The organism is Pigmentiphaga sp. GD03639 (assembly GCF_029845405.1).
In the GTDB taxonomy this organism is placed as follows: domain Bacteria; phylum Pseudomonadota; class Gammaproteobacteria; order Burkholderiales; family Burkholderiaceae_B; genus Pigmentiphaga; species Pigmentiphaga daeguensis.
In genome coordinates this window covers 24,510-44,868 of sequence record NZ_JAOCLR010000012.1, presented here as the reverse complement: position 1 = coordinate 44,868, position 20,359 = coordinate 24,510, and the positions used below count along the sequence as shown (strand labels likewise).

The 20,359-nt window shown below is 68.7% G+C and carries 20 protein-coding genes; 15 read left to right on the top strand and 5 right to left on the bottom strand.

Annotated features, from left to right (window positions below; all coding sequences use genetic code 11):
• Window positions 1-14 precede the first annotated feature (14 nt).
• Entirely contained in the window at window positions 15-446 is a 432-nt protein-coding gene (locus N5K27_RS14730; RefSeq protein ID WP_132980096.1) for a group II truncated hemoglobin, read from the top strand.
• Between the two features lie 7 nt (window positions 447-453).
• Here N5K27_RS14730 and N5K27_RS14725 read toward each other — a convergent pair whose 3' ends face one another.
• Entirely contained in the window at window positions 454-1,365 is a 912-nt protein-coding gene (locus N5K27_RS14725) for a LysR family transcriptional regulator (protein WP_087841326.1), read from the bottom strand.
• Between the two features lie 100 nt (window positions 1,366-1,465).
• On the opposite strand from N5K27_RS14725, the gene N5K27_RS14720 reads away from it, so the two are divergent.
• The 10 genes from N5K27_RS14720 (at window position 1,466) to N5K27_RS14675 (ending at window position 12,322) form a co-directional block, all read left to right on the top strand.
• The gene (locus N5K27_RS14720; RefSeq protein WP_087841325.1) at window positions 1,466-2,824 is read left to right on the top strand and encodes an FAD-dependent oxidoreductase; all 1,359 of its coding nucleotides are present in this window, start codon (window positions 1,466-1,468) and stop codon (window positions 2,822-2,824) included.
• Between the two features lie 46 nt (window positions 2,825-2,870).
• Window positions 2,871-3,833 carry a tripartite tricarboxylate transporter substrate binding protein gene (locus N5K27_RS14715; RefSeq protein WP_254914683.1) on the top strand — a complete coding sequence of 321 codons (963 nt, stop codon included), beginning with the start codon at window positions 2,871-2,873 and terminating at the stop codon, window positions 3,831-3,833.
• Between the two features lie 70 nt (window positions 3,834-3,903).
• Window positions 3,904-5,385, top strand: a complete 1,482-nt coding sequence (rmuC, locus tag N5K27_RS14710) for a DNA recombination protein RmuC (protein WP_087841324.1) — start codon at window positions 3,904-3,906, stop codon at window positions 5,383-5,385.
• Window positions 5,386-5,418: 33 nt separating this feature from the next.
• Window positions 5,419-5,808, top strand: a complete 390-nt coding sequence (locus N5K27_RS14705; RefSeq protein ID WP_087841323.1) for an MAPEG family protein — start codon at window positions 5,419-5,421, stop codon at window positions 5,806-5,808.
• An 84-nt stretch (window positions 5,809-5,892) separates the two neighbouring features.
• Window positions 5,893-6,411 (top strand): SRPBCC family protein, encoded by a 519-nt coding sequence (locus N5K27_RS14700; RefSeq protein ID WP_279817290.1) that lies wholly within the window; start codon window positions 5,893-5,895, stop codon window positions 6,409-6,411.
• Window positions 6,395-6,724, top strand: a complete 330-nt coding sequence (locus N5K27_RS14695; protein ID WP_087841321.1) for a metalloregulator ArsR/SmtB family transcription factor — start codon at window positions 6,395-6,397, stop codon at window positions 6,722-6,724. Before N5K27_RS14700 ends, N5K27_RS14695 begins: the two co-directional genes overlap by 17 nt.
• A gap of 139 nt (window positions 6,725-6,863) precedes the next feature.
• Window positions 6,864-7,325, top strand: a complete 462-nt coding sequence (locus tag N5K27_RS14690) for a (2Fe-2S)-binding protein (protein ID WP_087841320.1) — start codon at window positions 6,864-6,866, stop codon at window positions 7,323-7,325.
• Between the two features lie 13 nt (window positions 7,326-7,338).
• On the top strand, window positions 7,339-9,582 hold the full coding sequence (locus tag N5K27_RS14685; protein WP_132980098.1) for a xanthine dehydrogenase family protein molybdopterin-binding subunit: 2,244 nt from the start codon (window positions 7,339-7,341) through the stop codon (window positions 9,580-9,582).
• A 43-nt stretch (window positions 9,583-9,625) separates the two neighbouring features.
• Window positions 9,626-10,591 carry an AraC family transcriptional regulator gene (locus N5K27_RS14680; protein ID WP_087841511.1) on the top strand — a complete coding sequence of 322 codons (966 nt, stop codon included), beginning with the start codon at window positions 9,626-9,628 and terminating at the stop codon, window positions 10,589-10,591.
• Window positions 10,592-10,657: 66 nt separating this feature from the next.
• On the top strand, window positions 10,658-12,322 hold the full coding sequence (locus tag N5K27_RS14675) for an isovaleryl-CoA dehydrogenase (protein WP_279817286.1): 1,665 nt from the start codon (window positions 10,658-10,660) through the stop codon (window positions 12,320-12,322).
• A gap of 6 nt (window positions 12,323-12,328) precedes the next feature.
• Here the strand turns inward: N5K27_RS14675 and N5K27_RS14670 are convergent, their stop codons facing one another.
• The gene (locus N5K27_RS14670) at window positions 12,329-13,807 is read right to left on the bottom strand and encodes a TAXI family TRAP transporter solute-binding subunit (RefSeq protein ID WP_279817284.1); all 1,479 of its coding nucleotides are present in this window, start codon (window positions 13,805-13,807) and stop codon (window positions 12,329-12,331) included.
• Window positions 13,808-13,821: 14 nt separating this feature from the next.
• Entirely contained in the window at window positions 13,822-15,036 is a 1,215-nt protein-coding gene (gene gltS / locus N5K27_RS14665; protein WP_254914681.1) for a sodium/glutamate symporter, read from the bottom strand.
• 116 nt (window positions 15,037-15,152) lie between these two features.
• Here gltS and rpiA point away from each other — a divergent pair, with 116 nt between their 5' ends.
• Both rpiA and phoU read left to right on the top strand, forming a co-directional pair.
• The gene (gene rpiA, locus N5K27_RS14660; RefSeq protein WP_279817281.1) at window positions 15,153-15,839 is read left to right on the top strand and encodes a ribose-5-phosphate isomerase RpiA; all 687 of its coding nucleotides are present in this window, start codon (window positions 15,153-15,155) and stop codon (window positions 15,837-15,839) included.
• Window positions 15,840-15,969: 130 nt separating this feature from the next.
• Window positions 15,970-16,671: a phosphate signaling complex protein PhoU gene (phoU, locus tag N5K27_RS14655; RefSeq protein WP_124690040.1), complete on the top strand. Its 702-nt coding sequence runs from the start codon at window positions 15,970-15,972 to the stop codon at window positions 16,669-16,671.
• 287 nt (window positions 16,672-16,958) lie between these two features.
• On the opposite strand, the gene N5K27_RS14650 is transcribed toward phoU, so the two are convergent.
• Both N5K27_RS14650 and N5K27_RS14645 read right to left on the bottom strand, forming a co-directional pair.
• Complete coding sequence (locus tag N5K27_RS14650; RefSeq protein WP_087841315.1) at window positions 16,959-17,228, bottom strand: oxidative damage protection protein; 270 nt, start codon at window positions 17,226-17,228, stop codon at window positions 16,959-16,961.
• A gap of 59 nt (window positions 17,229-17,287) precedes the next feature.
• Entirely contained in the window at window positions 17,288-18,004 is a 717-nt protein-coding gene (locus N5K27_RS14645) for a GntR family transcriptional regulator (RefSeq protein ID WP_132980100.1), read from the bottom strand.
• A 160-nt stretch (window positions 18,005-18,164) separates the two neighbouring features.
• On the opposite strand from N5K27_RS14645, the gene N5K27_RS14640 reads away from it, so the two are divergent.
• Both N5K27_RS14640 and N5K27_RS14635 read left to right on the top strand, forming a co-directional pair.
• The gene (locus N5K27_RS14640) at window positions 18,165-19,322 is read left to right on the top strand and encodes a hypothetical protein (protein WP_087841313.1); all 1,158 of its coding nucleotides are present in this window, start codon (window positions 18,165-18,167) and stop codon (window positions 19,320-19,322) included.
• A 36-nt stretch (window positions 19,323-19,358) separates the two neighbouring features.
• Entirely contained in the window at window positions 19,359-20,351 is a 993-nt protein-coding gene (locus N5K27_RS14635) for a tripartite tricarboxylate transporter substrate binding protein (RefSeq protein WP_087841312.1), read from the top strand.
• Window positions 20,352-20,359 lie beyond the last annotated feature (8 nt).

Here is a 20,359-nt window from a genome sequence, read left to right as displayed (position 1 = left end):
TCGATGATACCGAGATGAACGACAAGACGATATTGATACGCGAGCCCGAGGAACCGGCTCCGGCCGGTCAGACCGTGTTCGACGTGATCGGCGGCGAAGCGCGCGTGCGCGAGCTGGTCGACCGGTTCTACGACCTGATGGACCTGGACGCGGACCTGGCGGAGCTGCGCGCCGCGCACGGCCCGTCGCTGGACCAGGCCAGGGAGAAGTTGTTCTGGTTCCTGTGCGGCTGGATGGGCGGCCCCGATTACTACATTCGCCGCTTCGGCCATCCCCGCCTGCGGGCACGCCATCTGCCGTTCTCGATCGGCACCACGGAGCGCGACCAGTGGGTGGTCTGCATGGGCCGGGCGATGCAGCAGGTCGGCGTCGAGCCGGCGCTGGCCGACAAGCTGCTGGCCTCGTTCTACAACACGGCGGACTGGATGCGGAACCGGCCGGAGTAGGCCGGACTCATGCGCCGTCGCCGGATCTCTCCCAGGGGGGCGTGCCGCCCAGGTGGTCGCGCAGCCAGGCCAGCAGCAGTTCCATGCGCGGCAAGGCGCGCTTGCGGGCCGGGATCAGGGCCTTGAGCCATACGTCCTGTAAGGGGTGGTCCTCCAGCAGCGCCACCAGGCTGCCGTCCGCGAGCGCGCGCCGCGCAACATAGGTGGGCAGGACGGCGATGCCGTTGCCGGCGCGGGCCGAGGCATAGAGCACATAGTTGTCGTTGGCGCCCAGGCGCGCGGGCACGTCGACGCTGATGGGCCCGCTCGCGCTGTTGAAGTGCCAGCTGTGGCCGGTGGGATTGAACACCAGGCAGTCGTGGTCGGCCAGGTCGCGCGGATGGCGCGGGGCGGGCCGGCGCGCCAGGTAGCCGGGCGCGGCGCAGACGACCTGGCGCAGCGGGCACAGCGGCTCGTCCACCACGCCCTCATAGCTGTCGGCGCGGCCGCTGACCGAGATGTCGAAGCCTTCCTCGGCGGGATTGGCCGACCGGTCCAGCAGCGCGACCTCCAGGGTCAGCCGTTCATGGCGCCGCTGGAAGGCCGCGAGGATGTCGGCCAGGTATAGCACCGTGAGCGAGGTCGGGGCCCGCAGCCGGATGTGGCCGTCCAGCGCATCCTGGTCGCGCTTGAGTTCCGAGGCGATGTCATCGAAATCGCTGACCAGCGCGCGCGCCCGCGCGTGGAACTTGTGGCCGGCCTCGGTCAGCGTCACGCGGCGGCTGGAGCGTTCGAACAGGCGCGCGCCCAAGGTCCATTCGAGATGGCCGACGCGCTTGGCCACGACCGAGGGCACGGTATCGAGCTGGCGCGCGGCCTCCGAGAAATTGCCGCCGCGCACCGTGGCAAGAAAGGCGCGCAGGTTGGCCAGGGTATCCATTTTCTATTCCAAAACGCGAAAACTGGTGCTTCGAATTAGACCAGATAATCCGTTTTGAAATAGATAACATGTCCGCTTCCCTGAATGACAAGGTGGAGCAATGACAACGGCACATCCGGCCAGCGTGACCGAACCCGCGCGGCAGACCCCCATCCTGGGCGAATTCGACGTGGTGGTGCTGGGCGGCGGCCCCGCCGGCATGACGGCCGCCGCCGCGGCGGCGCGCCACGGCTGCCGTACCTTGCTGATCGAGCGCTACGGATTCCTGGGCGGCATGGGCACGGCGGCCGGCGTGACCAATTTCTGCGGCCTGCACGCCAATGTATTCGGCGACAACCGGCGCGTGGTGCACGGCCTGGCGGACGAACTGCTGGCCACGCTGGAGAAGCTGGGCGGTTTGTGCGAGCCGCATCGCATGTTCCAGGACAAGATCATGGCGCAGGCCTACGACAACGCGGCCTACAAACTGGCCGCCGACGATCTGGTCGTCGCCAGCGGCAGCCAGCTTCTGTTCCACGCGCAGGCGGCCGGGGTGCTGATGCGCTCGCCGGCCGAGATTGCCGCGCTGCTGGTCGAGACCAAGTCCGGCCGTGCCGCGGTGGTCGGCAGGATCTACATCGATTGCTCGGGCGACGGCGACATGGCGGCCGCGGCGGGCGTGCCCTATGAAAAGGGCGATGGCCACGGCGGCATGCTGTATCCGTCGACCATGTTCCGCGTCAACAACGTCGATCCGGCCCGTGCCGGCAGGGCCTGGGAACACTTCGGCCGCCTGATGGAGGAGGCCGCCCGCGACGGCCGCCGGTTCGCCCGCAAGACGCCCATCGTGCGGCCGCAGAAGAATCCGGTCGAATGGCGCGCCAACGTGACCCAGCTCAGCAACCCGGACGGGACCGCGATCGACGGCACCGATGCCTGGCAACTGAGCGAGGGCGAGTTGCAGGGACGGCGCCAGGCCCGCGACTTCTTCGAGTTCCTGCGCGAGTACGCGCCGGGTTTCGATGCCTCGTACATCCTGGAGATCGCGCCGCAGGTCGGCATACGCGAGACGCGCCGCATCGTCGGCGAATACCAGTTGACCGAGGGCGACGTGCTGGGCTGCGCGAGCTTCGAGGACACCATAGGCGTGAACGGCTGGCCGGTCGAGGCCCACGTCGCCGGCGACATCGTATTCAAGTTCGTCGACGTGCCCAACGTCAGGGGCTTCAACCACCTGCCGTACCGCATGCTGCTGCCGCTGGGCGTGGACAACCTCCTGGTCGCGGGGCGCTGCGCCTCGATGACCCACATGGGCCAGTCGGCCGCGCGCGTGACCGGCCCGTGCTTCGCCATGGGCCAGGCGGCCGGCACGGCGGCGGCCCTGTCGCTGCGCGCCGGCGTGGCGCCGCGCCGACTCGACGTGGCCGCCCTGCAGCAAGTGCTGGAGCGGGACGGCGCCTACCTGGGCCGGGACATGTAGGCCTGGCGGCAGTAGGTAATTTTCTTCATCACAAGGAGACAATATCGTGATCAGACGCCTGGCTGCGGCCATGTTTTTCGCCCCTTTGCTGGCCGTTCCCGCCCATGCGCAATGGCCCGAGAGGCCGGTGCGCATCATCGCTCCCTTCGCTCCGGCTTCCACGCCGGATACCCTGGCCAGAGTGCTGTCCGAACGCCTGTCCAAGCGGCTCAAGCAGACTTTCGTCGTCGAGAACAAGGCCGGCGCCGGTGGCATGATAGGCACCGACCACGTCGCCAAGGCGGCGCCCGACGGCCTGACGCTGGGCGTAAGCATCACCGGTCCGCTGGTGAACAACAAGCTGCTCTACAAGAAGATGCCGTATGACCCGGACCGCGACCTGACGCCCATCACCATCGCCGTGATGCAGCCCAGCGTGATCGTCGCACGTGCCGGACTGCCTGCTGCCAACCTGGAGCAACTGGTCGCGCTGCTCAGGCAGTCGCCCGGCAAGTTCAACTACGCCTCCATCGGCAATGGCTCGCTGTCGCACCTGACGATGGAACTGGTCGCCTCGCGCAGCGGCACCAGCATCGTCCATGTGCCGTACGGCGGTTCGAGCCAGGCTGTGACCGCCTTGCTCGCCGGCGATGTCGACATGGCGTGCCTGCCCGCCGCCGCGGTGCAGTCCTTCGTGAAGGCCGGCAAGCTGCGCGCCATCGCCGTCACCACCGGCGCCCGCACCCGCTTCATGCCCGAGGTCCCGACCCTGGCCGAACAGGGCATGAAGGGCGTGGACACCGGTGCCTGGATGGGGATCGTCGCGCCGGCCGGCCTGGATCCGGCCTTGAAGTCCCGCATCCACGACGAGGTCGTCCGGGCGCTGGAGGAACCCGAGGCGCGCAAGGCGTTCGACAGCCAGATGATGGAAGTCGTGGCGGGTACGCCCGAGGCGTTTTCCGCCTACCTGAAGGAAGAGGCGGATCGCTGGTTTCCCATCATCCGCAAGAACGGGATCGAGCTGGATTGAGCGCGCACGGCCCCCCGGCTTGGGGCCCGCGGCGCCTGAGCCTAAAATCCCTGGTTTTGGGGGCCGAGTCTTGACCGAATACCTGTTGTGGGGCAGCGCCGTCGCTGCCGTGCTCGCGGCATTGTTCGCACTGTTGGCGCTGCTGCGCAAGCCGGGGGCGGATCCGCGCCTGGACCAGATCCTGACCGAGCAGGAGCGCCTGGAGCGCACGCTGCGGGCCGACATCACCGAGAGCCAGCGTGGCCTGCGGTCGGAACTGGCCGAGTCCACGCGCGGGCTGCGCACCGAACTGGGCCAGACGCTGGCCCAGGGCATGCAGGCGCTGGGCGGCCAGCAGGCGCAGCAGGCCCAGGTGCTGAACCAGCAGCTCGACGCTTTCGCCCAGAACCTGACCACGCTGACGGCGCAATTGCAGGAACGCTTCGAGGCGCTGCGCATTTCGCTGACCCGCGACGCCGCGGCCAACCGCGACGAGAGCGCGCAGGCCCTGCAGCGCTTCGCCGATCGTTTCTCCGAACAATTGCGCGTGCTGACCGAGGCCAACGAGCGCCGCATGGTCGAGGTCCGCACGACCGTGGAGCAGCGCCTCAAGGACATGCAGGCCGACAACTCCGTGAAGCTCGAGGAGATGCGCCGCACCGTGGACGAGAAACTGCACGCCACGCTGGAACAGCGGCTGGGCGAGTCCTTCAAGCTGGTCTCCGACCGGCTGGAGGCCGTGCACAAGGGGCTGGGCGAAATGCAATCGCTGGCGGCCGGCGTGGGCGACCTCAAGCGCGTGCTGACCAACGTGAAGACGCGCGGGACCTGGGGCGAAGTGCAGCTCGGCATGCTGATCGAGCAGACCATGACGCCGGCGCAGTATGCCCGCAACATCAAGCCGGTGCCCGGCAGCGACGAACTGGTGGAGTTCGCCATCCGCCTGCCGGGACGCGGTGACGATGCCGTACCGGTGTGGCTGCCGATCGACGCCAAGTTCCCCAAGGAGGAATACGAGCGGCTGGTGGACGCGCAGGAGCGCGCCGACCTCGATGCCGTGCGCGCCGCCGGGCAGGCCTTCGAGCGCGGCGTGGAGCTGGAGGGCCGCCGCATCGGCTCCAAGTACATCGCGCCGCCGCACACCACCGATTTCGCCATCATGTTCCTGCCCACCGAGGGGCTGTACGCCGAGGTCCTGCGGCGGGCCGGCCTGATGGACAAGCTGCATGCGCTGCGCATCAACGTGGCCGGCCCCAGCACCCTGGCCGCGCTGCTGAACAGCCTGCAGATGGGGTTCCGGACGCTGGCCATCGAGCAGCGTTCGTCCGAGGTCTGGAAGGTACTGGGCGCGGTCAAGTCGGAATTCGGCAAGTTCGGCGACGCGTTGGCCAGCGTGAAGAAGACGCTGGAAACCGCCAGCAACAAGATCGGACAGACCGAGGTGCGCACCCGCGCCATGCTGCGCAACCTGAAAACCGTCGAAGCCCTGCCGGAAGGCGAGACACGCCAGTTGCTGGGGACCGAGGACGACAACCTCGCGGCCGACGAGGCCGACGGGGAAGCGGACAACTAAGACACGCGGGGCCAGGCCCCCGGGGAGGCTGGCATGACCATCGCATTCTGGTGTGTGTTCGTCGCGGTACTGATGCCCTACGTCTGCTTCGGTATCGCCCGGAACAGGGCGCGGCCGTTGCGCGACAACCGCGATCCGCGCGATTTCCCGAACCGCATACAAGGCATCGCCAAGCGCGCCTGGAGCGCGCACCTGAACGCATTCGAGACCCTGCCGGGTTTCGCCGCGGCGGTGATCATCGCGCACCTGGCCGGTACCCCGCAGCACCTGGCGGATGGCTGGGCGCTGGCCTGGGTCGCGGCGCGGCTGCTGTTCATCGGTTGGTACCTGGGCGACAAGCCGGGCCTGCGCTCGGCCGCGCACGTCGCCAGCATGATGTGCGTGCTGGGGCTGTTCGTGTCCGCGGCCGTGGCGGCGGCATGAGGCCGTAAAAATGTGCAACAGAATGGTTGCACGTATCCCGGGCCTCGATATACTGCAACCGAAACGTTGCAGAAGGGGTCTCCCATGAAGACGTACGACCGCATCGAAAAGCAGGTCGTGTTGCGCGCGCCGGTCGAGCGCGTGTGGCACGCCCTGACCAATATCCAGGAGTTCGCGCAGTGGTTCGGTGTCAAGCTGGACCACCCCTTCGCCCCCGGCCGCGCCATCACCGGCAGCTTCGAGGGCGGCTTCGACCAGGACGAGATCGAGCGCTACCAGGCCTCGCTGGGCCTGCAGCGGGCGGCGATACGGCAGCCGCTGCCGCATGAGGTGTTCTGCACCGTCGAGCGCATGGAAGCGCCGCGTCTCTTCAGCTTCCGCTGGGTGCCGTTCGGCATCGACGCGGACTGCGATCCCGGGCAGGAGCCGACGACCCTGGTCGAGTTCCAGTTGGAACCCATCCCCGAGGGCACGCGGTTGACCATTACCGAGTCGGGCTTCGAGCGCGTGCCGGCACACCGGCGCGAACGGGCCTTCATGATGAACGATGGTGGCTGGAGTGCCCAGGCCGACAACATCCGGCGCCATGTCGAAGGTGCGTGAGCATGAACTGGCGCGGGTGTTCGCCGCGCTGGGCGATGCGACCCGGCTGGCCCTGGTCGCCCATCTGCTGGCCGGCGGAGCCCTGTCGGCCACCGCGCTGGCCGAGGGCAGGGACATTTCGCGGCAGGCCATCGTCAAGCATCTCCAGGTGCTGGAGGCGGCGGATCTCGTCGTACGCGAGCGCCATGGCCGCGAGGTGCTGTACGCCCTGGATCCGCGCCGCGTGGACGAGGCCAGGGCGTTCCTGGACGCGATCTCGGCCGGGTGGGACCGCGCCATCGGCCGCTTGAGGAAACTCGTCGAGTCGCCGTGACGCCGCTGGCCTGGCCCGGCGTTTGCAGGATCAGGCAAAACACACGCAGGAATCGGTATTGTCCCCGGGCTATCGCCTTACGTAACCTCTGTTCCGGGCCGGATAGGGATCCGGCATCTTTTCCGCAGGGGACGTGGCAATGGCGATTCAGCTCGAGATCAATGGCAAACAGACTGCGCTGGACGCGCCCGGCGAGATGCCGCTGCTATGGGCCCTGCGCGATCTGGCAAACCTGACCGGCACGAAATACGGGTGCGGGATGGCGCTGTGCGGCGCCTGTACGGTGCATGTGGGCGGCGAGCCGGTGCGTGCCTGCGTGACGCCGGTGTCGTCCATCGAAGGCAAGCCCGTCACGACCATCGAAGGCGTGGGGAGCGACGCCGTGGGCCGTGCGGTGCAGGCCGCGTGGCAGGAACTGGACGTCGCGCAATGCGGGTACTGCCAGTCGGGCCAGATCATGTCGGCCGCCGCGCTGCTGCGCACGAACCCGCGTCCCACGGACGAGGACATCGACGGAGCGATGAGCGGCAATGCCTGCCGCTGCGCGACCTATGTCCGTATCCGGGCCGCAATCCATCGCGCCGCCCAGGCGCTGGCTTGAGGGGGAAGGCATCATGGCATTCACCCTCGACAACCATGCGGACCGCCATCAAGCCTCCCTGGTCAACGTCAGCCGCCGCCGGTTCGTGCAAGGCGCGGGCGTGCTCGTGCTGGGCTGGCAGCTGCCCGGCGTCCTGGCGGCGCAACCGGCGGACAAGGCGGACCCCTTCGTTCCCAATGCCTTTCTGTCCATCGATACCCAGGGCCGCGTGACGGTGTACGCCAAGCACGTGGAGATGGGGCAGGGGGCCTATACGGGCCTGGCGACCCTGGTGGCCGATGAGCTGGACGCGGACTGGGCGCAGGTACGGGTCGAAGGCGCGCCCGCCGACACGGCGCGCTACAAGAACCTGGCCATGGGCATACAAGGTACCGGCGGCAGCACGGCCATGGCCAACTCCTTCAAGCAGATGCGCGAGGCGGGCGCCGCCGCGCGCGCGATGCTGGTCGGGGCGGCGGCGCAGGCGTGGAAGGTCGACCCGGCCACGATCACGGTGCGCGAAGGCGTCGTCCGCCACGCCGCGTCGGGCCGGCAGGCCGGGTTCGGCGAACTGGCCGCGGCCGCCGCGGCGCAGCCTGTGCCCGCCAGGCCCAGGCTGAAGTCGCCCAAGGATTTCCGCCTGATCGGCAAGGCGTCGCTGCGGCGAACGGATTCGGCCGACAAGGTGCACGGCCGTGCCCGTTTCACGCAGGACGTCAAGCTGCCTGGCATGCTGGTCGCCATCGCGGCCCACGCGCCGCGTTTCGGTGCGACCGTGGCCGGCTACGACGCCAGCGCCGCCCTGGCCGTCCCCGGCGTGGTGGCGGCGATTCCTTTCGAGGGTTCGGCGCATCGCTCGGCCGGCGTCGCGGTGCTGGCGCGCAATACCTGGGCCGCACGCACCGGGCGCGATGCCCTGAAGGTGCGGTGGGATGAAAGCCGCGCCTACACCGAGGGCAGCGACGAACTCCTGGCCCGGTATCGCCAGGCCGCGTCGCGCCCGGGCTTGCCCGCCGCCACGCGCGGCAACGTCGAGACCGCGTTCGCCAAGGCCGCCAAGGTGATCGAGGCGGACTACGAGTTCCCGTTCCTGGCCCATGCCAGCATGGAGCCGCTGAACTGCGTCGTGCAACTGGGCGACGGCCGGTGCGAGATCTGGAACGGCGAGCAGTTCCAGACCATGGACCAGAAGGCCGTGGCCGACTATCTCGGCATCGCGCCCGAGCACGTCACGATCAATCAGCTGTATGCCGGCGGCAGCTTCGGCCGGCGTGCCAGCCCGCACGCCGACTACGTGGTCGAGGCCGTCGCCATCGCGCAGGGTGCGCGCAAGGCGGGATTCGACGTTCCGGTCAAGATGGTGTGGACGCGCGAGGATGACATGCGAGGCGGCTACTACCGGCCCGCCTACCTGCACCGCGCCAGGCTCGCGCTGGACGAGCGGGGCAGGCTGCAGGGATGGCAGGTGCGGGTGGTCGGGCAATCGCTGATCAAGGGTTCCGTGTTCGAGGAATTCATGGTCAAGAACGGCATCGACGCGACCTCGGTCGAGGGCCTGTCCGACCTGCCTTACGGCATCCCCAACCTGAGCGTGGAGCTGCATACTCCCGACGACGTGCGGGTACCCGTGCAGTGGTACCGGTCGGTCGGGCATACGCACACCGCGTTCACCGCCGAGACGCTGGTCGACGAGGCGGCGCATGCCGCGCGCCGCGATCCGGTGGCTTTGCGGCGCGAGCTGCTCAAGGGCCATCCGCGCCACCTGGCGGCGCTGGAGACGGCGGTGCGCGCCGCGCAATGGGACCGTCCGCTGGCGGCGGGGAAAAGCGGCGTGCGCCGGGGCCGGGGCGTGGCGGTGCACGAGTCCTTCAACAGCGTGGTCGCGCAGGTGGTCGAGGTGAGCGTGGATGCCGGGGGCGAACTGAAGGTGGATCGCGTCGTGTGTGCCGTGGCGTGCGGGCTGGCGATCAATCCGGACGTGGTCAAGGCGCAGATGGAGGGCGGCATAGGCTTCGCGCTGTCGACGGCCCTGCATGGCGCCATCACGCTCGACAAGGGAGCCGTGGTGCAGAGCAACTTCCACGATTATCCCGTGCTGCGCATCAACGAGATGCCGCGTGTCGAGGTGCACATCGTGCCGTCCCAGGACGACCCCACCGGCGTGGGCGAGCCCGGCGTACCGCCGCTGGCGCCGGCCCTGGCCAATGCGATCTTCGAGGCGACCGGGGAACGCGTGCGTACCCTGCCGATCCGCACGCCTTTGCGCAAGGCGGTCTGAGCATGGCAATATCGTCGCTCCGCGCCTGCTTCCCGCGATGACCATGTCCCAGCCGGCTCTTCCCCTCGATACCGTTGCATCGGACGAAGCCCCAGGGCGGCTGGCCGCCGCGCGGCGCGAGCTGGCCAGCTGCATCGCGCGGCACGCGCCGGTCGACGGGACGCATCCCAGCGCGTATCCGGGGCTGTCGTTCGTGCGCTTCTCCGGTCCCTCGGGATCGAACTGCGGCTTCTATCGTCCTTCGCTCACGATCGCCGCGCAGGGCGCCAAGCGCGTCGAACTGGGCGAAGCCGTCTACGAGTACGACGAGCGCCACTTCCTGCTGTCCTCGTTCGACCTGCCGGTGCAGGCCCGCATCACCTGCGCGTCGCGGGCCGAACCGTATCTGTGCGTGGCGCTGGACATCGACCCGCAGCGCCTGGGCGAACTGGTGGGCGAGCACGGCCTGCCATCTGCTCCCGAGGCTCCCGGCATGCGTGGGCTGGCGGTCGGGACGACGCCGCTGGCCCTGATCGAGCCCATGCTGCGCCTGGTGCGCCTGCTGGATACGCCCGAGCACCTGCCGGTGCTCGGGCCGCTGGCCGAGCGCGAGATCCTGTACCGGGTGCTGACCGGCGAACTGGGGCGGCGGCTGCGCCAGGCGGCCCTGTCGGCCGGGGCTTCCAGCCAGATCGCCCGCGCCATTGCCTGGATCAAGGAAAACTACACCGAGCCGCTGCGCATCGAGGCGCTCGCCCAGGCGGTGAACATGAGCCCGTCCTCGCTGCATCATCATTTCAAGGCCGTCACGGCCATGAGCCCGCTGCAGTTCCAGAAGCAGCTGCGCCTGCGCGAGGCCCGCATGCTGATGCTGTCCGAGTTGCTGGACGCCGGCAGCGCGGCGCGCCGGGTCGGCTATGAAAGTGCTTCCCAGTTCAGCCGCGAATACAGCCGCCTGTTCGGCTCGCCGCCCCTGCGCGACGTGGCCAGGCTGCGCGACGGCGATCCGGCCGAGACCGTGGCGGCCTGAGTCCGCGGCGGTCGGCGCTACACTGCGGGCATGGCGGCCAAGCCGCCGCGACGGCGGGGAGCGATCATGACGGACAGCGACCGGGACGACGCGTTCAACGTGGTGGAGCCGCGCAGCGGCTACAACCTGTACGACACCGACCCCGCGCTGCGGGAAGCGGTCCGGCGCGAAGGGGCCGGCCATGCCGAGGCATCCCTGCGCGAGCAGGGCCGCTGGCTGGGCAGCCGCGAGGCCATGGACGCCGGGCGCGACGCCAACGAGCACCCGCCGCGCTTCGTGCCCCTGGATCCGGTCGGGCGCCGCATCGACGAGGTGCGCTTCCATCCCGCCTGGCATGTCCTGATGACAGACATCGTCGCGCGCGGCCTGCATTCCGCGCCATGGGCGGCGCCCGCGCCGGGCGCCATGGTCGAGCGCGCGGCAGGCTACCTCATGCAGGGCCAGGTCGAGGCAGGCACGCTCTGCCCGACCACCATGACCTTCGGCGCGATTCCCGTGCTGGCGGGCGAACCGGCCGGAGAGGTCGACTTCGCCCGCGACTGGCTGCCGCGCCTTCATGCCCGCCACTACGACGCGTCGGATGCCCCGGTGGCCGGTAAGCGCGGCGTGCTGATCGGCATGGGGATGACCGAGAAGCAGGGCGGTTCGGACGTGCGGACCAATACGACACGGGCCGTGCCATGCGGAGCTTCCGGCCGGGGGCGGGGCTATCTGCTCGAGGGCCACAAGTGGTTCTATTCGGTGCCCCAGTCCGACGCCCACCTGGTGCTGGCCCAGGCCGATGAAGGGCTGTCGTGCTTCTTCGTGCCGCGCTACGCGCCCGACGGCCGCCGCAACGGCGTGCGCATCCAGCGCCTGAAGGACAAGCTGGGCAATCGCAGCAACGCCAGCGCCGAGGTCGAATTCCACGGCGCATGGGGCGCCATGCTGGGCGAGCCGGGGCGTGGCGTGGCCACCATCGTGCAGATGGCGACCTACACGCGGCTGGACTGCGTGCTGGGCAGTGCCGCGCTGCTGCGGCAGGCCACGGTCCAGGCGCTGCACTTCTGTTCGCGGCGCCGGGCGTTCGGCCGGCCGCTGCGCGACCAGCCCCTGATGCGCCACGTCCTGGCCGATCTCGCCCTGGAAAGCGAGGCCGCGACCGCGCTGGGCCTGCGGCTGGCGCGCGCCTTCGAGTCCGATGCGCCGCTGGAGCGGGCCATACGGCGCATCGTCACGCCGGCGGCCAAGTACTGGGTCTGCAAACGCGCCGTGTCGGCCATTGCCGAATGCATGGAGGCATGCGGCGGCAATGGCTACGTCGAAGACGGCCCGATGCCCCGGCTCTACCGCGAGGCGCCCGTCAACGCGATCTGGGAGGGGTCGGGCAACGTCATGTGCCTGGACGTGCTGCGCGCGATCCGGCGCGATCCGCAGGCGTTCGAGGCGCTGGGCGAACACCTGCGCGAGCGGGGCGGCGGCAGTCCGGAGTTCCGCTCGGCCTGGCAGACCTGGATGGACCTGTGCGCGGGCGACGGCCAGGCCGAGTTCAAGGCGCGCCGCATCGCCGGCCTGCTGACCGGGCTGATGCAGGCGGCGCTGCTGCTGGAGGCGCCGGGCGGCCTGGTGGGAGAAGCCTTCGTGGCGGCCCGGCTGGCGCAGGCCAGCTGGCTGTACGGCGACAGCGACACCGGCCACGGCGACGCCGTGTGCGCGGAGCTGCTGGCCCGCGCGTGGCCGCCGGGGGGTTGACGCGATCTAGCGCGGCGCCGGGGCCGCCTGGAAATAGCGGTCGGCGGCCTCGTGCATGGGGATGGTCACGCCTTCGCGGGCGGTCGCGCGCGTGATCTGTCCGCCGGCCGGGCTGCCAGCCGCCACGAAGTCGGCCTGTTCGAACACCGCCTGCAATACGCTGCGCACTTCGTCCGCGGGCGTGTCGGCGCCGGTGACCAGCAACGCGGTGACGCCCACCGTGGCGATGGGCGCGCCCTGGCCCGGATAGGTGCCGGGCGCGAGCACGAGGCGCACGAAGGCGGGATCGTCCCGCGCGAGCTGCGCGATCGCGGGCGGGGACAATGGCAGGATGCGCACCCGGTGGTCGGCGGCCAGGCGCTGCAGTTGCCGCGCGGGCGCATGGATCACGCTGGCGATCGCGTCGACGCGCCTGTCGAGCAGGGCTTGCACCGCCTGGTCGAAGTCGGCGCTGGCGACGAGTTCCACGCTGTTTTCCGGCACTCCGTGCGCGGCCAGTACCTGCAGCGTCGAGGCGCGGCTGCCGGACGCGGCCAGGCCGGCATCGAGCCGTCGTCCACGCAGATCGGCGATGGACTGGACCGGGCCGTCGGCCAGCACGGCGATGTGGAAGGCTTCCGGGTACAGGCTGGCGATGGCGCGCAGGCTGGGGTTGTGGGCCGTGCCGCCGAAGGCGTCCTGTCCCAGGTAGGCCTGCCTGGCGATGTCGCCCTGCGCGAGCGCGATGTTGGCCGCGCCTCGCTGGAGCAACTGGAGGTTCTCGATGCTGCCCTGGGTGGACGAGCCGCTGGCGCTGAAACCTTGCGCCGTCAGGCGCGCCGCGATGGTGCGGGCGATCAGGTCGTACTCGCCGGCTTGCGGTCCGCCCGCGACCACGAAGGCGCGGCGCAGCCGGTCCAGGCGACGCGTGATCTGCCGGTCGGCCGCCGCCAGTTCCTCGGTGATGATGGCGCGGGCGCGCGGGCTGTTGGGGGGCAGCGTGTTGAACAGGTTCTGGATGCGTTCGATGGTGGCACGGGCCGGCGAACCGGCGGCGGCCTGGCTGGCCGTGGCCTGCGGTGGCGGCACGAAATCCACCGGCTGCCATCCGTCGGGCCCTTCGCGGAACGTGACCGAACCGCGCACCAGCAGGATGTCGCCGGCGCGGTTGCCGTCGCGCGCGATACCTTCGACGCCGCGTTCGGTCGCGCCCAGCAGCGTGGCCAGCGCGGCCGGATTGAGCGATTGCCAGTCGCCGAAGGCATAGTCGCGGGCCAGGCGGAAGCGTCCGTTGAAATAGACGATGCGGCGGGCCGCGCCATCGGGCGCATCGGCCAGCGGGCCGCTGCCCAGGCGCCGCAGGGATTCCACGTCCAGCACCGGTTTGGCGAAGACCGCCTGCAGGCGGTTCTCCACGGCGGCCCGGACCTCGGACTGGTCGGGCCCGCGGCTGCAGCCCGACAGCAGCAGGGCGGCCAGGACGAGAAGAAGCAATCGTCGGATCATGGTTGCGCTCGCTGTCAGAAGCCGAAAAGAGGCAGGCCGAGATAACCCTGGATGACCAGCGCGTTGGTGATGTCGATCAGGAATGCGCCGACGATGGGCAGGATCAGGAAGGCCTGGGGCGAGGGGCCGTACTTGTTCGTGACCGCCTGCATGTTGGCGATGGCGGTGGGCGTGGCGCCCAGGCCGATGCCGCAGGCGCCGGCGGCCAGCACCGCCGCGTCGTAGTTGGCGCCCATGATGCGGAAGGTGACCAGACTGGTATAGGCCGCGACGAAGGCCGTCTGCACCGCCAGGATCGCCAGGATGGGCAGCGCCAGCGACACGAGCTCCCACAGCCGCAGCGAGATCAGCGCCATGGTCAGGAACAGCGACAGCGCCACGCCGCCGAACAGTTGCACCGCGTCGTCGTCGACTTCGCGGATGCGGGCCAGCCCCAGTACGTTACGCAGCACGACGCCGGTGAACAGGGTCCAGACGAAGGGAGGCAGGGTCAGCAGCCTGCCTTTCATGAGCTCCCCCAGCGTGCTGCCGACCACCACGCACGCCACGATCAGCAGCAGGGTCTCGAGAAAGAGCGGCAGGGTCAGCGGCCGGGGCGCCTGGGAAGGCGCGTCGGCGCCGGCCTGGCCGGATGGCGCCGAGCTGCCGTCGCCCGGCGTCAGGCCGTGGCGCGTGATGAGGCGCTGGGCCACGGGTCCGCCTATGATGCCGCCCAGCACCAGGCCGAACGTCGCGCAGGCCATGGCCAGCTCCATGGCGCCCTGCAGGTTGTCGACGTCGGAGAACTGGGTGGCATAGGCCGCGCCGGTCCCGTGGCCGCCCAGCATCGTGATCGAGCCGGCCAGCAGCCCGTTCAGGGGATGAAGGTCCATGCTGAAGGCGCCGGCCAGGCCGATGGCGTTCTGCAGCACGAGCATGATGGCGATGGCGATCAGGAACAGGACCACCCCCCGGCCGCCGCGCACCAGCGTCCTGACGTCGGCGCCCAGGCCCACCGTGGCGAAGAAGGCCAGCATGAAGGGCGTCTGCAGCGCCATGTCGAACGACAGCTCGGTGCTGGCGGCGACCTTGGCGATCGTGATGGCGATGGCCGCCAGCATCCCGCCCACCACCGGCTCGGGGATGTTGTAGCGTTGCAGCGGGGGGATGCGGCCGATCAGCCAGCGCCCGATCAACAGCACCACGATGGCGACCAGGAGTGTGGTGGTGACGTCTATTTCTATCAGCATAATGCCCCTTCACTGCGCGCGTGCCCGCGCGTCGGCCGGAACGCCGGTGGCGTTCGCGCGTCCAAGTGCTAAAGTGTCTGCTGGCAACCCTTAGCACCGTCTTTGCACCACCTATTATGCTTTCTCAACAGGAACTGAAACAGCAGGCGGCCGACGCGGCGCTTGCCTTCGTCGCCGAAGTGGCGGCGCCCGACGTGGTCATCGGAGTCGGCACGGGGTCGACGGCCGACCTGTTCATCGACGGACTGGCCGCCTACAAGGGGCGCATCCGCGGCACGGTCGCCAGTTCCGATCGCAGCGCGGCGCGCCTGGCCGGCCACGGGCTGCCGGTATTCGACCTGAACGACGTGGCGTTCATGCCCATCTACGTCGACGGCGCGGACGAGATCGACGACCACCTGCACATGATCAAGGGCGGCGGCGGCGCGCTGACCCGCGAGAAGATCGTCGCCTCGGTGGCCGAGCGCTTCATCTGCATCGCCGACGAGTCCAAGCTGGTCGGGCAACTGGGGGCCTTTCCGCTTCCGGTCGAGGTGATACCTATGGCCCGCGAGGCGGTAGCCCGGGCGCTGCGCCTGCTGGGCGGGCAGCCCCGGCTGCGCGAAGGGTTCGTCACCGACAACGGCAACGTCATCCTGGACGTGCACGGCATGCAGATCGCCGAGGCCCAGGGCATGGAAAAGGTGATCAACGACCTGCCTGGCGTGGTGACCTGCGGCCTGTTCGCGCTGCGCGGCGCGGACGTGGCCCTGCTGGCCACGCAGTCCGGCGTGCGCCGGCTGGACAAGCCGCGCCACGCCTAGCCTACATTGACCGCGTGGCCGACTTCGGAGACATATTCCTGTCACATGACGTTCATAAACTGCGCGGTGCATTGCCCATGCGGCCGGGGCACAAACGGCCAGGCCCATTGTTCTTCCGCTGGGAGCCGGCATGACTGAACATACCCACAAACAATACGACGCCGAACTCGAGGAGGTCCGGTCGCGCTTCCTGCAGATGGGAGGCCTGGTCGAATCCCAGATCACCGGCGCCATCGATGGCCTGGCCAACGGCGATCTCGCCGCGCTGGAGCGCGTGATCGTGCGCGATACCGAGGTCAACCGCTTCGAGGTGGACCTGGACGAGGCGTGCAGCCACATCCTGGCCCGCCGCCAGCCCACCGCGGGCGACCTGCGCATGATCATCACGGTCATCAAGATGATCACCGACATGGAGCGCGCCGGCGACGAGGCCGAGAAGATCGCCCGCATGGCCAAGCTCATCCACGAGGCCGGCCGCGTCAACATGCCCGCCGTCGAGCTCTGGCACATGGCCAACACCGTCGTCACGATGCTGCGCAAGGCCCTGGACGCCTTCGCCCGCCTGGACGCCCAGGCCGCGGCCCAGGTCGTCCGCCAGGACAAGTCGGTGGACTCGGAGTGGCAGGGGGTGATCCGCCAGTTGATCACCTACATGATCGAAGACCCGCGCAAGATCTCGCGTTCCATCGAACTGCTGTTCATCGCCAAGGCGCTCGAGCGCATCGGCGACCACGCCAAGAACATGTGCGAGCTCGTGGTCTACATGGTCAAGGGCCGCGACGTGCGCCACACGGGCGTGGACAACGTCGAGCGGGAAGCCGCGGCGGGGTAGTGGACCCCCCCTACGCCCTTCGGGCGCCCCCCAGGGGGCGATTCGGGTGGACCGGCGGAGCCGGATCCACCGCATCCTGGGGTAACAACGGGCTGGCGGGGACTGGCGATACTGCCTGGCAGCTGGTTCGGTTGAAAATGAAAACGGCCTTGCGTACAAGCAAGGCCGTCTTTCTTCCGTGAGCGTCCCCAGACCCAGGGCGCAGCGGATCCGGCTTTGCCGGTCCGCCAGCGCCGCCCCCTGGGGGGCGCCCGAAGGGCGTAGGGGGGGGCCTAGTACGGGGGGGCTTAATTCGGCGGGACGTAGCCTTGTGCTTCGACGTTGCCGTCTTCGAATAGATAGCGCTGCATCTGCTGTTGCAGGTACTTGCGGGCGCGGGCGTCGGCGAGGTTCAGGCGGTTTTCGTTGACGAGGCGGGTCTGGGTCTGGACCCATTCCTGCCAGGCCTGCTTGGAAATGTTCTGCCAGATCTTGGTGCCGAGTTCGCCCGGGTAGGGAGGGAAGTCCAGACCTTCGGCTTCTTTCTTGAGCTTGACGCAATAAATCATGCGAGCCATGTGACCACCTGTTCCGCGATAGTTTGCAATGGCCCTATTGTAGCGGCCGCGCCATGTCCTTACCTGGCCGGACGGCGCAGGGCATCGATGCGGAGCTGGTAGATGCGGCGCTTGTTGTCGCGGCTGCGGCGCACGTGTTCGCGCATCAGGTTTTCGGCGCGTGCGCCTTCGCCCAGTTCGATGGCCGCGACGATGTCGTCGTGGTCCTGCTGGGCGCGATGGATGTAGGCGTATTCGGGTTGCGGCATGGTGTCGTCCAGGCCCAGGCCCAGCACGGCCGCGCCCACCAGCGGGATCTGCGAGACGTGCGCCAGCGCGCTGGCCAGCGGCGGGTTGCCCGCGGCCTGGATCAGCACGGCATGGAATTTCTCGTTCATGGCGGACCAGCGAGGCGTTTCCACGCGATAGCCGTTGCCGGCCGCATCCTCGAGCAGGCTCCAGCCTTCCTCCACGCAATCGCGCAGGGCCTGCGTCACCTCCGGCCGCGCGCCTTGCTCGGCCACCAGCCGCGCCGCCATGCCTTCCAGCGTGCCGCGTACGTCCAGGGCGTTGGCAAGGTCGTCCAGGTCCACCGCCTTGACCCGGAAGCCACGGGTCGGTAGCCGCTCCAGCAGGCCTTCCTTGACCAGTTCCTCGAACGCGAGGCGGATGGGCGTGCGCGAGACGCCCAGGTCCGCCGCGAGCTGCAGTTCGACCAGCCGTTCGCCGGGCGGATAGGTGCCGGACATGATGCGTCGGCGCAGTTCGCCTGCGACGGTGTGTATTTGAGTGGCCATCTGCCGGGGACGAGCGTCGTAGTCCTTGGTGCGGGGGATAGTAACCGCTATGTCGGGATCATACTGATTTGCATGCAAAATTAGATTGATATTGAATAAAAAAGAAAATTACCCAATAATTTGCATGCAATTTAATTATAGATCTAAGAAAGAGGAAGCCATGATCCCATCTTCCGCCTTCGTGGGCCTGCCGCCTGCGCTGGCCGACTCCGTCGTGCAGACCAAGCACTTCTTCCAGGCGCTGGACAACTTCGCCAAGGTGTTCGCCATCCGGCCGGGCGAGCGCGTGTTGATGCTGACCGATCAATTGCTCGATACCCGGGTGGTCGATGCGGTGGTGGGGCTGGCCAAGGCGCGCGGCGCGCAGGTGCGCGTCTATACCGAACCCAATTCGCGCGTGACCGAGGTGCCGGAGCCCGTGAAAGGCCTGCTCGAGCAGGCGGACTTCGTGGTGTCCACCTGGTTCTGTTCGATCGAGGACCCGTTCTGCATCGCGATGCGCAAGCAGGGGCAGCGCTGGGTGAAGATCACCTACTTCCGCAATCTCGACCTGCTGCACACGCCGCAGGCGCGCTTTCCGAGCGAGATCGTGGGGGCGCTGTGCCGGGCCACGGCCGGCCGCTATCCCAAGGGAGAGGATTTCGACCTGCATTTCACCGACGCGCGCGGGACCGATTTCCGCATCGGCTTCACGCCGGAAACGCGCGACACGATGCTGTCGTCCAATCGTTGGCGCGGCGTGACGACGGCCGAGGAGCCCGGCTGCTACGTGCACTACCTGCCGACCCACGGTCCCAACCTCTGGGACCGGACGGCGGTGCGCAACGACCACGCCGTCAAGACACCGATGTCGGGCGTGATCTACCCGCAGTGGGCAGTGGGCTTCGCCCGGCCTTTCGAAGAACGGATCGCCGTGCGTTTCGAAGGCGAATACGTCAGCGCGGTCGAGGGCAATTCAGAGGAGGCGAAGATCCTGCGCGACATGCTGGTGGGCGGCCGCATGATCGAAGGCGGCGGCTGCGGCTTCAATCCCAAGGCGCCGCGCCACACCATCTATCCCGCCGGTTCGAACGCCCCGGGGGCGCTGCATTTCGGCATCGACCTGGCCAAGCCGAACGACTACATCCGCCGCGTGCTGCCCGACTGGGAAGAGCCGCCCGTGCACATGGACCTGGTGTGCCTGGACGCCACCGTCACGGCAGGGCGCAACACCCTGATCGACCAGGGTTTCCTGTGCGCGCTGCGCGATCCCGAGGTGGTCGCGATTGCCGCCCGCTACGGCGACCCGGTCGAGCTGCTGGAAGCCGGGGTGGATTGACCGGGACAGGTTCACAGACAAGACAAGGAGACAAGCATGCATGTGAAAAAGAACGGGAAGCCGGCCCGCATCCTCGGCACCCTGGCCCTGCTGGCCGCGATGGCGTCGGGTGCCGCCGCGGCCGGCGCCGCCGAGTGGCCCCAGCGTCCGCTGACCATGATCGTCCCTTTCGTCGCGGGCGGCGGCGGCGACACGCTGGCCAGGCTGTATGCGCGTGAAATGGAAAAGCAATTGCGCCAGCCCATCATCATCGACAACCGGGCTGGGGCTGGGGGCAACATCGGCACCGCCGCCGGCGCCCGCGCCGCCCCGGACGGACAGACGGTGGTGTTCGGCACGAACGGCACGATGGCGACCAACCACTGGTTGTACAAGGCGGTGGGCTACGCGCCGGACGATTTCGAGCCGGTCGCGCGTTTTTCGGTCATCTCGATGGTGATGTTCGTCAGTCCCGACTCGCCGTTCAATTCCGCGCAGGAACTGATCGGCTATGCGAAGAAGCACCCGGGCGAACTGACCTGCGCCTCGGCCGGCAACGGCACGGCGTCGCACATGGCCTGTGGCCTGCTCCAGCAGATGGCGAAGATCGACCTTACGCACGTGCCCTACAAGGGCGGCGCGCCGGCCTCGACCGACGTACGGTCGGGCCGCGTGTCCTTCATGATCGACGTCGCGCCCTATCTCGTGCCGCTGGCCAAGAGCAAGCAGATCAAGGTGCTGGCCGTTTCCACGCCGCAGCGCATTCCCACGCTGCCGGACGCGCCCACGCTGTCCGAAAGCGGGGTGCCGGGGTATGAGCTGTTTGCCTGGGACGGTCTGTTCGTGCCCAAGGGAACGCCGCCCGAGCGGCTGGATCGCCTGCACCAGGCGGTGAACGCCGTGCTGAGCGATCCGGCGTTCGAGCGTTCCATGGAAGAGCGTGGTTCGATCAATTCGCCGATGAGCCGCCGCGAGTTCGCCGATTTCGTCCACAAGGAGTATCGGCGCCAGGGCGAGATCGCGAAGATGATAGGCGTGCAGGTGGATTGAGCGTTGCG

Excerpts from the sequence above, each read along its gene's own strand:
- N5K27_RS14730 (WP_132980096.1), top strand. The coding sequence starts at position 15 with ATGAACGACAAGACGATATTGATACGCGAGCCCGAGGAACCGGCTCCG.
- N5K27_RS14725 (WP_087841326.1), bottom strand. The coding sequence starts at position 1,365 with ATGGATACCCTGGCCAACCTGCGCGCCTTTCTTGCCACGGTGCGCGGC.
- N5K27_RS14720 (WP_087841325.1), top strand. The coding sequence starts at position 1,466 with ATGACAACGGCACATCCGGCCAGCGTGACCGAACCCGCGCGGCAGACC.
- N5K27_RS14705 (WP_087841323.1), top strand. The coding sequence starts at position 5,419 with ATGACCATCGCATTCTGGTGTGTGTTCGTCGCGGTACTGATGCCCTAC.
- N5K27_RS14700 (WP_279817290.1), top strand. The coding sequence starts at position 5,893 with ATGAAGACGTACGACCGCATCGAAAAGCAGGTCGTGTTGCGCGCGCCG.
- N5K27_RS14695 (WP_087841321.1), top strand. The coding sequence starts at position 6,395 with ATGTCGAAGGTGCGTGAGCATGAACTGGCGCGGGTGTTCGCCGCGCTG.
- N5K27_RS14690 (WP_087841320.1), top strand. The coding sequence starts at position 6,864 with ATGGCGATTCAGCTCGAGATCAATGGCAAACAGACTGCGCTGGACGCG.
- N5K27_RS14685 (WP_132980098.1), top strand. The coding sequence starts at position 7,339 with ATGGCATTCACCCTCGACAACCATGCGGACCGCCATCAAGCCTCCCTG.
- N5K27_RS14680 (WP_087841511.1), top strand. The coding sequence starts at position 9,626 with ATGTCCCAGCCGGCTCTTCCCCTCGATACCGTTGCATCGGACGAAGCC.
- N5K27_RS14675 (WP_279817286.1), top strand. The coding sequence starts at position 10,658 with ATGACGGACAGCGACCGGGACGACGCGTTCAACGTGGTGGAGCCGCGC.
- N5K27_RS14670 (WP_279817284.1), bottom strand. The coding sequence starts at position 13,807 with ATGATCCGACGATTGCTTCTTCTCGTCCTGGCCGCCCTGCTGCTGTCG.
- gltS (WP_254914681.1), bottom strand. The coding sequence starts at position 15,036 with ATGCTGATAGAAATAGACGTCACCACCACACTCCTGGTCGCCATCGTG.
- rpiA (WP_279817281.1), top strand. The coding sequence starts at position 15,153 with ATGCTTTCTCAACAGGAACTGAAACAGCAGGCGGCCGACGCGGCGCTT.
- phoU (WP_124690040.1), top strand. The coding sequence starts at position 15,970 with ATGACTGAACATACCCACAAACAATACGACGCCGAACTCGAGGAGGTC.
- N5K27_RS14650 (WP_087841315.1), bottom strand. The coding sequence starts at position 17,228 with ATGGCTCGCATGATTTATTGCGTCAAGCTCAAGAAAGAAGCCGAAGGT.
- N5K27_RS14645 (WP_132980100.1), bottom strand. The coding sequence starts at position 18,004 with ATGGCCACTCAAATACACACCGTCGCAGGCGAACTGCGCCGACGCATC.
- N5K27_RS14640 (WP_087841313.1), top strand. The coding sequence starts at position 18,165 with ATGATCCCATCTTCCGCCTTCGTGGGCCTGCCGCCTGCGCTGGCCGAC.
- N5K27_RS14635 (WP_087841312.1), top strand. The coding sequence starts at position 19,359 with ATGCATGTGAAAAAGAACGGGAAGCCGGCCCGCATCCTCGGCACCCTG.